At 65.5% G+C, this 15269-nt stretch carries 16 protein-coding genes; 9 read left to right on the top strand and 7 right to left on the bottom strand.

Going from position 1 to position 15269, the window contains the following annotated elements:
- The first annotated feature begins 29 nt into the window (after positions 1–29).
- Positions 30–1100 (top strand): ferrochelatase, encoded by a 1071-nt coding sequence (gene hemH / locus QWY79_RS03170; RefSeq protein WP_290269844.1) that lies wholly within the window; start codon positions 30–32, stop codon positions 1098–1100.
- Positions 1101–1198: 98 nt separating this feature from the next.
- Here the strand turns inward: hemH and QWY79_RS03165 are convergent, their stop codons facing one another.
- From QWY79_RS03165 to QWY79_RS03140, 6 genes are read right to left on the bottom strand one after another with little or no spacing between them, the layout of a single operon-like run.
- A complete protein-coding gene (locus tag QWY79_RS03165) occupies positions 1199–1594 on the bottom strand; it encodes a Na+/H+ antiporter subunit G (protein WP_290269841.1) in 396 nt (131 codons plus the stop codon).
- Between the two features lie 14 nt (positions 1595–1608).
- Entirely contained in the window at positions 1609–1878 is a 270-nt protein-coding gene (locus QWY79_RS03160) for a K+/H+ antiporter subunit F (RefSeq protein WP_141317337.1), read from the bottom strand.
- Positions 1860–2369: a Na+/H+ antiporter subunit E gene (locus QWY79_RS03155; protein WP_290269838.1), complete on the bottom strand. Its 510-nt coding sequence runs from the start codon at positions 2367–2369 to the stop codon at positions 1860–1862. The genes QWY79_RS03160 and QWY79_RS03155 overlap by 19 nt, the downstream gene beginning before the upstream one ends.
- Complete coding sequence (locus tag QWY79_RS03150) at positions 2366–3877, bottom strand: monovalent cation/H+ antiporter subunit D (protein WP_290269836.1); 1512 nt, start codon at positions 3875–3877, stop codon at positions 2366–2368. Before QWY79_RS03150 ends, QWY79_RS03155 begins: the two co-directional genes overlap by 4 nt.
- Positions 3874–4221: a Na+/H+ antiporter subunit C gene (locus tag QWY79_RS03145; RefSeq protein ID WP_290269835.1), complete on the bottom strand. Its 348-nt coding sequence runs from the start codon at positions 4219–4221 to the stop codon at positions 3874–3876. The genes QWY79_RS03150 and QWY79_RS03145 overlap by 4 nt, the downstream gene beginning before the upstream one ends.
- Positions 4221–7037: a monovalent cation/H+ antiporter subunit A gene (locus QWY79_RS03140; RefSeq protein ID WP_290269833.1), complete on the bottom strand. Its 2817-nt coding sequence runs from the start codon at positions 7035–7037 to the stop codon at positions 4221–4223. The genes QWY79_RS03145 and QWY79_RS03140 overlap by 1 nt, the downstream gene beginning before the upstream one ends.
- 231 nt (positions 7038–7268) lie before the next feature.
- Between QWY79_RS03140 and QWY79_RS03135 the strand changes: the two genes are divergently transcribed.
- From QWY79_RS03135 to QWY79_RS03100, 8 genes are all read left to right on the top strand, one after another.
- Complete coding sequence (locus QWY79_RS03135) at positions 7269–9602, top strand: putative monovalent cation/H+ antiporter subunit A (protein ID WP_290269831.1); 2334 nt, start codon at positions 7269–7271, stop codon at positions 9600–9602.
- Positions 9595–10032, top strand: a complete 438-nt coding sequence (locus tag QWY79_RS03130; RefSeq protein ID WP_290269829.1) for a Na+/H+ antiporter subunit B — start codon at positions 9595–9597, stop codon at positions 10030–10032. Before QWY79_RS03135 ends, QWY79_RS03130 begins: the two co-directional genes overlap by 8 nt.
- A gap of 9 nt (positions 10033–10041) precedes the next feature.
- Positions 10042–10389 (top strand): Na+/H+ antiporter subunit C, encoded by a 348-nt coding sequence (locus tag QWY79_RS03125; RefSeq protein ID WP_290269826.1) that lies wholly within the window; start codon positions 10042–10044, stop codon positions 10387–10389.
- The gene (locus tag QWY79_RS03120; RefSeq protein ID WP_290269823.1) at positions 10386–11900 is read left to right on the top strand and encodes a Na+/H+ antiporter subunit D; all 1515 of its coding nucleotides are present in this window, start codon (positions 10386–10388) and stop codon (positions 11898–11900) included. Before QWY79_RS03125 ends, QWY79_RS03120 begins: the two co-directional genes overlap by 4 nt.
- Positions 11897–12370 carry a Na+/H+ antiporter subunit E gene (locus QWY79_RS03115; protein ID WP_290269822.1) on the top strand — a complete coding sequence of 158 codons (474 nt, stop codon included), beginning with the start codon at positions 11897–11899 and terminating at the stop codon, positions 12368–12370. The genes QWY79_RS03120 and QWY79_RS03115 overlap by 4 nt, the downstream gene beginning before the upstream one ends.
- Positions 12371–12418: 48 nt before the next feature.
- The gene (locus QWY79_RS03110) at positions 12419–12688 is read left to right on the top strand and encodes an MrpF/PhaF family protein (protein ID WP_290269820.1); all 270 of its coding nucleotides are present in this window, start codon (positions 12419–12421) and stop codon (positions 12686–12688) included.
- Positions 12681–13115: a monovalent cation/H(+) antiporter subunit G gene (mnhG, locus tag QWY79_RS03105; RefSeq protein WP_290269818.1), complete on the top strand. Its 435-nt coding sequence runs from the start codon at positions 12681–12683 to the stop codon at positions 13113–13115. The genes QWY79_RS03110 and mnhG overlap by 8 nt, the downstream gene beginning before the upstream one ends.
- 62 nt (positions 13116–13177) lie before the next feature.
- Positions 13178–14443 (top strand): lytic murein transglycosylase, encoded by a 1266-nt coding sequence (locus QWY79_RS03100; protein ID WP_290269814.1) that lies wholly within the window; start codon positions 13178–13180, stop codon positions 14441–14443.
- A 30-nt stretch (positions 14444–14473) separates the two neighbouring features.
- Here the strand turns inward: QWY79_RS03100 and QWY79_RS03095 are convergent, their stop codons facing one another.
- Complete coding sequence (locus tag QWY79_RS03095) at positions 14474–15187, bottom strand: 16S rRNA (uracil(1498)-N(3))-methyltransferase (protein WP_290269811.1); 714 nt, start codon at positions 15185–15187, stop codon at positions 14474–14476.
- Positions 15188–15269 lie beyond the last annotated feature (82 nt).

Here is a 15269-nt window from a genome sequence, read left to right as displayed (position 1 = left end):
TGCCTCTTCTTTCAGGCATTGGAGGCGTCATGACGCCCGATTCCGCGTCGTCCTCTTCCGAACATCTCCCGCAAGGTCATCCTCCGTCACCCGGCGGCAAGGTCGGCGTGGTGCTGGCCAACCTGGGCACCCCGGATGCGACGGACTACTGGTCGGTTAGGCGTTATCTCAGTGAGTTTCTCTCCGACCGGCGGGTCGTCGATTACTCGCCCTGGTTATGGCAGCCCCTGCTGCAGCTGGTGATCCTCAGCCGCCGCCCCTTCGCCTCCGGCAAGGCCTATCGCGGCATCTGGAATCGCGACAATGACGAGAGTCCGCTGCTGACCATCACCCGCGAGCAGACCGAGAAGCTGGCGGCCGAACTCAAGCGCGAGCATGGCGAGCGCCTCGAGGTGGCCTTCTGCATGCGCTATGGCAACCCCTCGACCGAGAGTGTGCTGAAAGACCTGCATGCCAGGGGCTGCGAGCGGATTCTGTTCTTCCCCCTTTACCCTCAGTACGGTTCACCGACCACGGCCACGGCCAATGATCAGGCTTTCCGTACCCTGATGAAGCTCAAGTGGCAGCCGGCACTGCGAACCGTGCCGGCCTATTTCGAGCATCTGGCCTATCTCGCGGCGCTGAGTGCTTCGGTGCGCGAGGCCTATGCGGCGGCCGAGACGCCCCCCCAGGCCCTGGTGGCCTCCTATCATGGCGTGCCCAAACGCTTCCTCGACGAAGGCGATCCCTATTACTGCCATTGCCGCAAGACCACGCGGCTCCTCAAGGAACAGCTGGGGCGGGACGGTCTGCCACTGGATGACGAGGCCATAATCACGACCTTCCAGTCGAAGTTCGGGCCCGAGGAGTGGGTCGGGCCGGCCACTGTGGAACATGTCGCCGAGCTGGCCCGCCAGGGCATCAAGCACCTGGCCGTGGTGTCGCCGGCCTTTGCTGCCGACTGTGTGGAAACCCTGGAGGAAATCGAGGAGGAAATCCGTGGTGCCTTCCTGGAGGCCGGCGGCGAGACCTTCACCTATGTGCCCTGCCTGAATGCGCGTGACGATCACGTCCGGGCGTTGGCGCGGATTGCCGAGCAGGAGCTCGCGGGCTGGCTATAGTCCGGGGGAGTGCCTTGGCGTGGCTAATCCAGCTCACGCATGGCGGTACAAAAAAGGCGGGGCGCTCGGCGCCCCGCCTTTTCCTTGGCATGCCGCATTCAGTCGTGGCCGGCATCCGAGTGATGGGGCACGGGCTTCTTGCCGACTTCCTCGTCGCGCAGCTCGGCGGGTTCCCCCTGGGTCTTCTCCACCCGCCGCAGTTGCTGGTGCAGGCCGGTCTTGGCCAGCAGGTGAGCACTGACCGGTGCCGTGATGAACAGGAAGAGGGCGATCAGCATTTCCTGGATCACCGGGTAACTGTCGATGATGCCGAAGTACAGCATCGAGGCCGTCAGGATGCAGCCGATGCCCATGGTGGTGGCCTTGGTCGGGCCATGCAGACGCATGTAGAAATCGCGCAGGTGGGTCATGCCCAGCGAGCCGATGAAGATGAAGGCACTGCCGGCGATCAGGAAGAAGGAAATCACGCCTTCGAGGATGACGTAGATCGACATGGTGGCTGCTCCCGCTATTCGATGATGTCGCCGCGCAACAGGTACTTGCACACGGCCACGGTACTGATGAAACCGAGCATGGCGATCAGCAGCGCGGCCTCGAAGTAGGTCTTGGTATTGAGCCAGAGTCCCATCAGAACGATCAGGGCGATGGAGTTCACGTACATGGTGTCCAGCGCCAGGATACGGTCCGGCATGTCCGGGCCGACCGAGAGACGATAGGTGTTCAGCACGATGGCAACCAGCACCAGTGCCAGGCTGATCTTCAGCGCGATGTCGAGCATTCGTAGATCTCCTTGAGCGGGCGCTCGTAGCGTTCGCGAATCTGTTCGATGAGCGCCTCGTCATCGTCGACGTCCAGGGCGTGAATCAGCAGCGTCTCGCCGTCCATGCGCAGGTTGGCCGAGACCGTGCCGGGCGTCAGGCTGATGGTGTTGGCCAGCAGGGTGATGGTGAAACGTTCCTGCAGCATCAAGGGATATTCCACGAAGTGGGGCCGAGTTCGCCGCCAGGGGTTCACGATCAGCCAGGCCACCTGGACGTTGGCCGTGATGATGTCGCCCAGCACACGCAGGATGAAACGAGCCAGCAGGCCGGGGCGACGCACGCTCGGTTGAACGTCCCAGAAACGGTAGGTGCCGAGCGGAATGACCACGGCCAGGACGCTCCCCAGCAGAATATGGCCCGGTGCCAGGCTGCGCACCATCATCAGCCAGACGGCGAGCAGCAACAGCGACAGGAGCGGGACGGGGAGCCAGCGTCGGGACTTGATCATGGGGCATCTCCGTTTTCGGACAACAGCGCACTGACCAGGGCATCAGGGGAGGCGAGCTGCTCGGCGGTGGCCCGGGTATAGTCGCTGACCGGCCCGGCCAGCGCCACCATCAGCGGCGAGGTGGCCAGCAACAGCCAGACCCCCGCCCACTGGGTGCGGGGCAGGCGTGTACCGCCGCGTTCGCCGTTCTGACTGCGCCAGAAGAGGGTGGAGCCGGCGCGCGACAGGGCGATGATGGCGCTCAGGCCGCTGATCAGCAGGATCGGCCACAGCCAGATACGTTGCCCGGCCTCGGCGGCATCGAGCATCAGCGCCTTGCCGATGGCGCCGGACAGGGGCGGCAGGCCGGCGACCGCCGCCGCCGCGATGAAGAAGAGACCGGCCAGGGTGCCACCCTGGGTCATCGGGCGGCCCTTGACAATCCGGGTGCCGGCCTTGCCGCGTTGCTGGCCGATCATGTCGGCCAGCAGGAAGAGGCCGCCGGTCACCAGGGTGGTGTGCAGCAGGTAATAGAGCAGGCCGGCGGTGGCGGCCGGGGTGTCCATGCCGACACCGGCCAGCAGGGTACCGGCGGAGACGAGTACCAGATAGGCGACCAGCAGGCGCAGGTCGCGCGCCGCCAGCACCCCCACGGTGGCCGCGACCAGGGTAGCCAGCGCCATCCACCAGACCCAGGGCTGATCGAGCGAGGTCAGTTCCCCGGCATTCTGGCCGAAGACCAGCGAATAGACACGCAGGATGGCATAGACGCCGACCTTGGTCATGATGGCAAAGAGGGCGGCCACGGGTGCCGGTGCCGCGGCATAGGCACGCGGCAGCCAGAAGTAGAGCGGCAGGATGGCCGCCTTGAGGCCGAAGACCACGAGCAGCAGCAGGGCACCGGCGGTCACCAGGCCGCTGCGCTCGGCCGGCAGCTCGCTCAGGCGGGCCGCCATGTCGGCCATGTTGAGGGTTCCCGTAGCGCCGTAGAGCACGCCGACCGCGATGAGAAAGAGCGCCGACCCGGCCAGGTTGAGCACCACATAATGCACCGCGGAATGGATGCGCGACTTGCCGCCGCCATGCAGCAGCAGGGCATAGGACGCCAGCAGTAGCACCTCGAAGAACACGAAGAGGTTGAAGAGGTCGCCGGTCAGGAAAGCGCCATTGATGCCCATCAGCTGAAACTGGAAAAGGCCGTGGAAATTGCTGCCTTTCTCGTCGTCACCGCCGCAGGCGAAGATCACGCAGCCCAGGGCCAGCACCGAGGTCAGCATGAGCATCAGGGCCGACAGGCGATCCAGGACCAGCACGATGCCGAAGGGCGGCTGCCAGTCGCCCAGGGCGTAGTAGCCAATCTCGCCGCTGGATGCCTTGATCAGCAATGCCAAGGCGATGAGCACCAGCAACAGGGTGGCCCCAACACTGGCGGCACGCTTTAGGCCGGTGCTGCCGAAGCGCGTCAGCAGCAGCACGACGCCCATGACGAGCGGTAGTACGACTGGCAGGACAATCAGATGCTGTATCACCGACGCGACTCCTCTGAATCCTCTTTGGTGCGGCCATCGACATGGTCATTGCCCATGTCGCCACGCGCCCGCATGGCCAGGATGACGGCAAAGGCGGTCATGGCGAAGCCGATGACGATGGCGGTGAGCACCAGGGCCTGGGGCAGCGGGTCGGCATAGTCGCCTGCGCCGTCGAGGACCACGGCGCCATCCGTGGTCAACCCGCCCATGGAGAACAGGAAGAGGTTGACCGCATAGGACAGCAGGGTCAGGCCGACCACCACGGGAAAGGTTCTGCCGCGTAGCGTCAGATAGAGGCCACAGGCGCTGAGCACGCCGGTGGTGATGGCATACAGACTTTCCATCAGCTCGTCTCCTCGCTGGGGGTCGTGGATTCGCCTTGCTTGCTCGGCCGGTGAGGCGTGGTCAGCTTGCCGAGGTTGGCCAGGATCATCAGGGTCGCGCCGACCACGGCCAGGTAGACGCCGAGGTCGAAGATCATGGCCGTGGCCAGCTCGAAGTCACCGATCAGCGGCAGGTGGAAATGCCCGAACGATGACGTCAGGAAGGGGTAGCCGAACAGCCAGCTGCCGAGCCCGGTCAGGGTGGCGATGCCCACCCCGGTGATGGCCACCGGCTGGTACTGGAAGTCGAGACGCGACTGTGCCCATTCCACGCCGCGCGCCATGTACAGCAGGATCAGCGCCACGGCGGTGATCAGGCCGGCAATGAAACCGCCGCCCGGATAGTTGTGGCCGCGCAGGAAGATGAACACCGAGACCAGCAGGGCCAGGGGCAGCAGGGCCTGCGAAATGGTGGTCAGGATCATCGGATAGCGATCCGGTGACCACAGGCGTCCCTCGACGTCACTGTGCGGCATGAACAGGCGCAGCCGGTTGAGCAGCTTGAAGATGGCCAGGCCGGCGATGGCCAGCACGGTGATCTCGCCCAGGGTATCGAAGCCACGGAAGTCGACCAGGATGACGTTGACCACGTTGTGGCCACCGCCGCCGGGCACGCTGTTGTCGATGAAGAAGCCCGAGATGCTGGCGTTGTCGCGGGTCAGGACGGCGTAGTTGAGGCTGGCGACGATCGTGCCCAGGGCGGCGGCCAGGGCACTGTCGCGCAGGTTGCGCGGCATCGAGGACTCGCGCGGCGTCTTCTGGGGCAGGAAGAAGAGTGCCAGCATCAGCAGGATCATGGTCACCACTTCTACCGAGAGCTGGGTCAGGGCCAGGTCCGGCGCGGAGAAGCGCGCGAAGGTCAGCGACACCAGCAGCCCCACCATCGACAGCATCAACAGCGAGATCAGACGATAGCGATGCGTGGCCACCGTGGCGATGCCGCTGAACATCAGCAGCACGGCGCCGGTGATCAGGACGCCATCGAGCTCGCTGCCGGGCTGGTCGCCGGCCAGGCTGGGCATGCGGAAGAGTCCCAGCCCGGCCAGTATCAGGGCCGTCACCAGCAGCAGACTCATGTAGCGCTGCAGGGAGCCATTGTCGAACCAGGCGAGCAGTCGCTCGGCCTGGCGCCCGACGTGCTGAACGGCACCTTCGAAGACCAGGCGCGCATCCACCGGCTTGAATCCCTTGAGGAAGTGACGCAGATGGCGATGCCCGAGGTAGGTGCCGATGCCGGCAAGCAGGGCGACCACGCTCATCAACAGCGGCAGGTTGAAGCCGTGCCAGATGGCCAGGTGAAAATCCATGGGCTCGCCGAGCACGGCTCGGGTGGCCAGGTCCATGAGACCCCCGGCCAACGGGGAGGGCAGTAGCCCCACCAGGATGCACAGCACCGCCAGCAGTTCCACCGGGGCACGCATCAGCCGGGGCGGTTCGTGGGGCGAACTGGGCGGCGCCTCGCGGGCCGGCTTGAAGAAGACGGCGTGCACCAGGCGCAGCGAGTAGGCCACCGAGAGGATGCCTCCCAGGGTGGCCAGTACCGGCAGGAGCCAGCTGATACCGCCCAGCATGTCGGCCTTGGTGGCGCTGGTGAAGAACATCTCCTTGGAGATGAAGCCGTTGAGCAAGGGCACGCCGGCCATGGCGGCGCCGGTGATCGAGGCCAGCAGGGCGGTGATGGGCATGGCGCGGCGCAGTCCGCCGAGTCGCGACAGCTCGCGTGTGCCGGTCTCGTGGTCGATGATGCCGGCGGTCATGAACAGGGCCGCCTTGAAGGTGGCGTGGTTGAGGATGTGGAACATCGCGGCCAGCACCGCCATGGGCGTACCGATGCCCAGCAGGGCGGTGATCAGGCCCAGGTGACTGATGGTGGAAAACGCCAGGATGCCCTTGAGGTCGGTCTTGATCAGGGCAAACCAGGCGCCGTAGACCAGCGTGATCATGCCCACCAGGGTGACCACCAGGGTCCACAGTTCGCTGCCGGCGATCGCCGGATGCAGGCGCGCCATCAGCAGCAGGCCGGCCTTGACCATGGTGGCCGAATGCAGGTACGCCGAGACCGGCGTGGGTGCCGCCATGGCGTGGGGCAGCCAGAAGTGGAAGGGGAACTGCGCCGACTTGGCGAAGGCGCCCAGCAGGATCAGCCCCAGCGCCAGGGGATAGTGTTCATGGGCCAGGATGACATCGCTGCTGGCCAGTACTTGGTTCATGTCGAAACTGCCGACCATGTTGCCGACCAGCAGCAGGCCGGCGAGTAGGGCCAGGCCACCGGCACCGGTCACCGCCAGGGCCATGCGTGCGCCCTTGCGGGCATCGCTGCGATGGGACCAGTAGCCGATCAACAGGAAGGACGAAAGGCTGGTCAGCTCCCAGAACATCCACAGCAACAGCAGGTTGTCGGCCATGGCGATGCCCACCATGGAGGCCATGAAGAGGATCAGGTAGGCATAGAAGCGCCCGTACGGCTCGTCGGCGTCCAGGTAGTAATGGGCATACAGCACGATCAACAGCCCGATGCCCAGGATCAACAGGTTGAAGAGCACCGAGAGGCCATCCAGCCTGAAGGCCAGGTCAAGTCCCAGGGCGGGTATCCAGTCGACGGCGAAGCGCAGTGTCTCGCCATCGGCCAGGGCGGGAAGCTGGGTGAACGTCAGCAACAAGGCAATGGCCGGAAGGAGTGCTGTCGCCAGGGAACAGTAGCGGCGCTCGAGCCGAGCGCCGAGCGCCGGCACCAGCACGCCGAGAAGCGGGAGCAGTGCTATCCAGAGCAATGTCATCGATCGGTCATCCTGCGCGTTTGCGTGAGGCCAAGGGTGCTGCAACCGGCGTGAACGATCAACGGTGGCGCTTGTGCTGAGCGTCCATGCGTGGGAATACAGGCCCATCAATGGCATTTGCGTCCTACTCTAACCAAAATGGACGCGTCTTGTCCCCTTGACTTGCGTATGGCTTTGTCCGCTCTATAAAGTAGCGAGCTTACGGTTGAGCCATGCGCTCGAGGAGGCTGCATGCAGCTGGCGATACTGACAGGGTTTGGCCTGGCGTGCATGGCGCCCTGGCTACATCGATGGCTGGGTCGGTACACGCCGCTGATGATGGCATTGTGGCCGATGTTCATCGCCGGCTGGCTGGTCCTGCAGTGGCCCGTCGTGCTGGGCGGGGAGCCCGTCCTGCTGGAGTGGGCCTGGGTCCCGGCCCTGGACATTTCCCTGAACTTCTACCTCGATGGCCTGGCCTGGCTCTTCGCCATGCTGATCAGTGTGGTCGGCGCCCTGGTGCTGGTCTATACCGGGGAATACCTGAAGGGCGAGCGCGACCTGCCGCGTTTCCTGGTCATCATCAGCGCCTTCATGACCTCGATGCTGGGGCTGGTGCTGGCCGACAACCTGGTCACCCTGTTCGTCTTCTGGGAGCTGACCAGCATCACCTCCTACCTGCTGATCGGCTTTCATCATCAGGATCCGGTGGCACGCCGCTCGGCCCAGCAAGGCCTGTTCGTCACCGTCGGGGGTGGACTGGCACTGTTGGCGGGCCTGGTCATGCTGGCCCAGGCCGGCGGCAGCTGGTCGCTGGCCGCGCTGACCCAGAGCGGTGAGCAGCTCGTCGGCCATGAGCTCTATACCCCCATCCTGATCTGCGTGCTGCTCGGCGCCTTCACCAAGTCGGCGCAGTTTCCCTTCCACTTCTGGCTGCCCAATGCCATGGCGGCGCCGACACCGGTCTCGGCGTACCTGCACTCGGCGACCATGGTCAAGGCCGGCGTCTACCTGCTGGCGCGCCTGCACCCGGCGCTCGGCGACACCCTTCTGTGGGAGATGACGCTCTCGCTGGTCGGCGCCCTGACCATGGCGACGGGCGCCTTGCTGGCCATTCGCGAGACGCATGTCAAGAAGCTGCTGGCCTACTCGACGGTCATGGCCCTGGGTACCCTGACCATGTTGCTGGGCATCGGCACGCGGGATGCGCTGGTGGCCTTCGTGGTCTTCCTGCTGGCCCACTCCCTGTACAAGGGGGCGCTGTTCATGGTGGCCGGCATTCTCGATCATGCCACCGGCACCAAGGACGTCACTGCCATGGGCGGCTTGCGCAGTGCCATGCCGCGCACCGCCGCCGTGGCCTGTGTGGCCGCCCTGTCGCTGGCGGGGCTGCCGCCCTTGCTGGGCTTCGTCGGCAAGGAACTGATGCTGACGTCGCTGCTCGGCGCGCTGCCGTATGGCGGGCTGGTGCTGGCGCTGGCCTTCACTGGCGCCTTCTTGACGCTGGCGGTGGCGGCCATTGTTGCCTTGAGGCCCTTCTTCGGGCCCGTGCGTGACACGCCGGTGACGCCGCATGAAGCGCCACTCGGCATGCTCGTCGGCCCGGCCCTGCTGGCCGGGCTGTCGCTGCTGTTCGGCCTGCTGCCCGGGCTGCTCGACGGCCTGGTCGCCGTCACCGTCAGTGGCCTGGGCGTGTCGGAACCCGGCGTCCATCTGGCGTTGTGGCATGGCCTGAATCCGGCCCTGGGCCTGTCGCTGGTGAGCCTGGTGCTCGGCACCCTGGTGTTCTTTTGCTGGGGGCGTGTGCGACACGCACTGGCACGGTTCGACCCTGTCATGCGGCATGGCCCCGAGTGGGGCTACGAGAGGCTCATGGCCGGCCTGGTGAAGCTGGCCGAATGGCAGACGCGCTGGCTGCAGAATGGGCATGTGCGCCATTACCTGGCCATGACCCTGCTGGTGCTGATGGGCCTGGTGGGGCATGCGCTGTTCCTGCGTCACCGCTTCGTGATCGATGTCGGAGTCGATGCCTATTTCCATGAGGTCGTCGTGGCGGGATTGATGGCGGCGGCGGCCCTGACCGCCTGCCTGATGCGCTCGCGACTGGCCGCCGTGGCGGCGGTGGGCATCATGGGCTTCTGTATCGCCCTGACATTCGTGCTGTTCAGTGCCCCCGATCTGGCGATCACCCAGTTGCTGGTGGAAACCCTGACCGTGGTGCTGCTGGTGCTGGTGCTCTTCCGCCTGCCGCGTTTCACGCGGCTGTCGACGCCCGTGGAGCGCTGGCGGGATGTGCTCGTGGCGGGCAGTTTCGGGCTGCTGATGGCCCTGTTCATGCTGTCGGTGCTGACGGCGGATGCCCTGCCGCGCATCTCCGACTACATGGTGGCCAACAGTCAGCCGCTGGGGCATGGGCACAACATCGTCAATGTCATCCTGGTGGACTTCCGGGCGCTGGATACGCTGGGCGAAATGTTCGTGCTGGCGCTGGCGGCCATCGGCGTGCAGGCGATGCTACGTTTTCACGCCGATGACGACGTGGCGAGCCGCGAGCGGATGACGACGGGAGAGCGTTCTCATGGTTAGATCCGGTACCCTGATTCTCAGCGTGGCGGCCCGCCTGCTGCTGCCCCTGCAATTGTTGTTCTCCCTGTTCCTGCTGCTGAGGGGGCATGATGAGCCGGGGGGTGGCTTCATCGCCGGTCTGGTGGCGTCGGGGGCCTTCGCCCTGTACTTCTTCGCCTATGGCCGGCAGGCGCTGAGCGCCATGCTCAAGGTGTCGCCGCGCGACCTGGTGGCCGTCGGTCTCTTGCTGGGCGTGCTGTCGACACTGCCGGCCTGGTGGTTTGGCGAGGCCTTCTTCACGGCGCAGTGGTGGACGTTGCCCGTCATCGACTTCAAGGCTTCCACTCCGCTGGTCTTCGATATCGGTGTCTATCTGGCCGTGGTGGGCTCCGTCCTCACGGCGATCACGGCGCTGGCGGATACCGCCCTGGCGCAGGATTCAAGTGACTGAGGAGGCCTCATGGAAGCCGTTCTGGCCGTAGCCATCGGTGTGCTCTTCGCCACGGCGATCTACATGATGCTGCGCCGCTCCATCGTCAAGCTGGTGATCGGTCTGATGTTGCTGTCCAACGCCGCCAACCTGCTGATCTTTACCATGGCCGGGCTGACGCGCGGTGCGCCGCCCCTGGTGCCGGAGGGAATGTCGGCGCCGGCGGGCCCGGTGGCCGACCCGCTGCCCCAGGCGCTGGTGTTGACGGCCATTGTCATCGCCTTCGGCGTGCTGTCCTTCGCCGTGGTGCTGGTGCGTCGCGCCTGGGAAATCGTGCGAACCGATGACCTGAACCGGATGAAGGATACCGATACGTGAACCCGGCCCTCGTTCTGCCCATCGTGTTGCCGCTGTTGTCGGGCACTCTGTCGCTGGTGCTGTGGCGTTCGCGGCGGATGCAGCGCTGGATCGCCGTGCTCGGCACGCTGGGGCTGCTGGTCAGTGGCGTGAGCCTGCTGGGGCTGGTGAGTCGAGATGGCATACAGGTGCTGCAGGTGGGCGGCTGGCAGGCCCCCTTCGGCATCAGCCTGGTGGCGGATGTGCTGGGTGCCATCATGGTCGTGCTGACCGGCATCATCGGGCTGGCGGTGGCCATTTACTCACTGGCGACCACCGGCCGGGGGCATGAGGCCTTCGGTTACTTCCCGCTGATGCATCTGCTGCTGGCCGGTGTGGCTGGTGCCTTCCTGACCGGGGATATCTTCAACCTCTATGTGTGGTTCGAGGTCATGCTGGTGGCGTCCTTCGCGCTGCTGATCCTGGGCAGCGAGAAAGCGCAGATGGAGGGGGCCATCAAGTACGTCACCCTCAATCTGGTATCGTCGGTATTGTTCCTGGTGGCGGTCGGCCTGCTGTACAGCCTGGTGGGCTCGCTCAACATGGCCGACATCGCCCAGCGCCTGGCCCGACTCGAGGATCGGCGACTGGTCGATGCCCTGGCGATGATGTTCATGGTCGCCTTCGGCATCAAGGCGGCGGCCTTTCCGTTGTTCTTCTGGCTGCCGGCCTCCTATCACACGCCGCCGGTGGCGGTATCGGCGCTGTTTGCCGGCCTGCTGACCAAGGTCGGGGTCTATGCGCTGTACCGGGTCTTCACCCTGATCTTCCACCACAGTCCCGGCTATACCCACGAGATCCTGCTGTGGGGGGCGGGGCTGACCATGCTGTGCGGTGTGCTGGGAGCGGCGGCGCAACATGAGTTCCGGCGCATCCTGTCGTTTCACATCGTCAGCCAGATCGGCTACATGATGCTGGGGCTGGCGCTGTTCACGCCGCTGGCGATCATCGGTGGGGTCTTCTATATCATTCACCATATCCTGGTGAAGACCAACCTCTTCCTGGTGAGTGGCATCGTGCACCGGCTGCTCGGCAGCTATCAGTTGAAGCGCCTGGGCGGGCTCTACCGCGAGCATCCCTGGCTGGCCATCCTGTTCCTGATCCCGGCGCTGTCGCTGGCCGGCATGCCGCCGCTCTCCGGCTTCTTTGCCAAGTTCATCGTGATTCGCGCCGGCATCGAGGCCGAGGCCTATGGGGTGACCTTCGTCGCCTTGCTGGTGGGGCTGCTGACGCTCTACTCGATGATCAAGATCTGGTCCGAGGTGTTCTGGAAGCCGCTTCCCGAGGAAGGGGAAAGCGACGATCGCCAACCGCCGGCACGCCGCGAGCTGTGGTTGATGGCCGCACCCGCGCTGGGCCTGGCGTTGTGCACCCTGTTCATCGGCCTCAATGCCGGGCCCATTCATGCACTGGCCGAGGCCTCGGCAGCCCAGTTGCTGGCACCCGAGCACTATATCGAGGCGGTCCTCGGTGAAGCGGGAGGTGGTTCATGATCGGTGCGGCCTGGCATCTGTTGCTGGGCATCGCCTGGGTGGTGCTGACCGGGGACTTCAGCGGTGGCAACCTCCTGGCAGGCCTGGTCTTCAGCTATCTGGTACTGGCCCTGATTCAGCCCCAGGTGCCGGCGCTGGCGGGCTATGCGCAACGCTTGCCGCGGCTGGTGCGTTTCGTCGGCTTCTTCGTCAAGGAGCTGGTCATGGCCAACTTCAAGGTCTCCTACGATATCGTCACGCCACCCTGGTACATGAAGCCTGGCGTGATTGCCATGCCGCTCCAGGCCCGGACGGAGTTCGAGATTGCCTTCGTGGCCAACCTGATTTCCCTGACGCCGGGGACCCTGAGCCTGGATGTCTCCGATGATCGCCGGGTGCTGTATATTCATGCCATGTTTCTCGATGATGAAGCGGCACTCAGGCAGAGTCTGGAAGAGCTGGAACGCCGTGCCCTGGCGCTGTTCCGCTAGGCCGGGCAAACCGCAGTCGAGTGGGCAACCGATGGAGAGGAGGTCGTCGTGTCGATCGTGATGCTTGTCAGTCTGGCGGTGATGTCGCTGGCGCTGTGCCTGACGTTTATCCGTCTGTTTCGGGGGCCGAGCCTGCCGGATCGCGTGGTCGCCATGGAGCTCTTTTCCTCGATCCTGGTCGGCATGATGGGCGTCATCGCCATCGCCACCGAGGTTTCCTTCTTTCTCGATGTGGCCATCGTCGTCGCGCTGATGGGCTTCATGGCGACCATCGGGTTCTCGCGCTTTCTGGAACGCGGGGGGCCGCGCGATGATTGATGGACTGGTTTCCGTGCTGGTGCTGGTCGGCTCGGTCTTCATGTGCCTGGCGGCGCTTGGCATCCTGCGTCTGCCGGACCTGCTGACGCGCATGCATGCCACCACCAAGGCCGCGACCCTGGGGGTGTCGCTGATCATGCTCGGGGTCTGCCTGCATTTCGCCGTGGAGACAGTGGTGGCACGGGCCCTGGCGATCATTCTGTTCATCATGATGACCGCCCCGGTGGCGGCGCATGTCATCGGGCGCGCCGGTTATTTTGTCGGTGCGCGCCTGTGGTCCGGGACCCTCAAGGACGAGCTGAAACCCAACTATGACCCGCTCAACCACCGACTGCACAGCGGCCTGGACGATGCCGGTTCGAGTTCGCCGCGCGGGTCGTCGGCGGCGTCGGGGGATGACACGGATGACGCTGCCTCGGGGCAATAGGGGCTGGCGTACCGCGACGATGTCGGCGATCATCGCACCACACCGCCAAGGACCGCGACGCCATGACCTTTAAGTTTTTTCCGCTTGCCATCCTGTGTGCCGCCCTGGTCGGCTGCCAGAGTGCGCAACCCCGTGATGCCCGGGCCGAATCGCCCACCACCGCAGCAGCAGACTCGGCCGGCGCCACCACCGAGTCGACGACCGACCGCGAGAGGACCTTCGCGGCCTGGCTGGCGGACTTCCGCCGTCACGCCCGTGACGAGGGCATCGCCGAGTCGACCCTGGAGCGTGCCCTGACGGGCCTGCGCTATCGTCCCCGGGTGATCGAGCTGGATGGCTCCCAGCCGGAATTCGTCCGGCCGATCTGGGAATATCTCGACAGCGCCGTGTCAGCGACGCGCATCGACAATGGCCGGGAGCGCCTGGCGCAGCATCGGGATACCGCCGAACAGATGGCGGCACGCTATGGGGTGCCCAGTGAGGTGCTGGTGGCCATCTGGGGCATCGAGAGCAGCTATGGCGATTATCTGGGCGATTTCTCCACCCTGGAGGCCCTCGCCACCCTGGCCTATGACGGCCGCCGCAGCGACTTCGCCCGGGGCGAACTCATGGCCGCGCTGCGCATCATCGAGGCCGGCGATATTTCACCGCAACGCATGAAGGGCTCCTGGGCCGGCGCCATGGGGCATACCCAGTTCATTCCCTCGAGCTTCCTGGCGCATGCCGTGGATGGTGACGGTGATGGCCGGCGTGATATCTGGGGCAGCATTCCCGATGTCATGGCCTCGACGGCCCGTTATCTGGACGAGGCCGGCTGGCGCCAGGGGCAGTCCTGGGGGACCGAGGTGCGCCTGGCATCCGGTTTCGATTATTCGCTGACCGAGCCCGATACGCGTCGCTCCACCGCCGAGTGGCAGGCTGCCGGCGTGCGTGCCCTGGAGGGTGGCAGCCTGCCGAGCCTCGACTCGGCGGCCGTGATCACGCCGGCGGGCGCCCAGGGGCCGGCGTTTCTGGTCGGCCACAACTTCCGTGTCATCCTGCGCTACAACAACGCCACCAGCTATGCCCTGGCGGTGGCCAAGCTGAGTGATGCCATCGCCGGTCGGTCGGGGATCCAGGGCGACTGGCCGCGCGAGCAGCCGCCTCTGAAGCGCAGCGATGTGCGCGACATGCAGCGCCTGCTCAATGAGCGCGGCTACAACGCCGGCACGCCCGACGGCATCCTGGGCCCCAATACACGACGCGGCCTGCGGGCCTTTCAGCGCGACATCGGGGTGACCCCGGATGGCTTTGCCACCCAGGCACTGCTCGAACGCCTGAGGTCCTGAAGGTGGCAGCCAGGCCGGCGCTGGCCTGGCTCATGCCAAACGGGCGAGCAGGGCGGTCACGGCGGTTTCCACGCGCAGGATGCGCGGCCCCAGGTGAATGCCCTGACAGCCTGCCGCCAGCAACTGCTCGACTTCCCAGGGAATGAAGCCGCCCTCGGGGCCGACCACCAGGGTGACCGGCTCTGCCACCCGCTGCGGACATTCATGCGGCATCCCGGGGTGTGCCACCAGGCCGCGGCTGTCGCCCAGCAGTCCCGGCAATTGATCCTCGACGAAGGGGCGAAAGCCCTTGGCCAGGCGTACCTCGGGCAGCCGGGTGTCGCGTGCCTGCTCGAGGCCCAGAATCAGATGACGTTGCATGCGCTCGGCGCCCAGTTCCGGGGATTGCCAGTAACTCTTCTCGACGCGGCGCGTGTTGAGAAGCGTCAAGGTCTTCACGCCCAGGGCCGTGGCATGCTCCAGGCTGCGGGCCAGCATGCGGGGCCGCGGCAGGGCCAGTACCAGATGGATGCCGAGTGGTGCGGGCGGTGCCTCGTCGAGCCGGGATACGTCGAACACGGCCTCGTCGTCGCGGTACTCGAGCAGCGTGCCGCGGCCCATGGGACCATTCTCCAGGCCGAGCGTCAGGGTGTCGCCGACCGCGGCGCCATGGACGTCGCTTAGGTGCTTGAGGCGTCGTGGATCGCGGACACGGGCAAGCCGATCGTTTTCCACATCGTCCGGCGAAAGCAGGATAAGGTTCATGATGTCTCGTCTTTCTGAGGGCAAGAGTCCCGGGGCGTCGACGCAGGCCGCTTGGCGGTCGTCACCGGCACCGATTTCGCTC

It is taken from the genome of Halomonas sabkhae, from assembly GCF_030409265.1.
GTDB lineage: Bacteria > Pseudomonadota > Gammaproteobacteria > Pseudomonadales > Halomonadaceae > Halomonas > Halomonas halmophila.
Note: the sequence above shows the minus strand (reverse complement) of the source record. Positions and strands in the feature narration are given on the sequence as shown.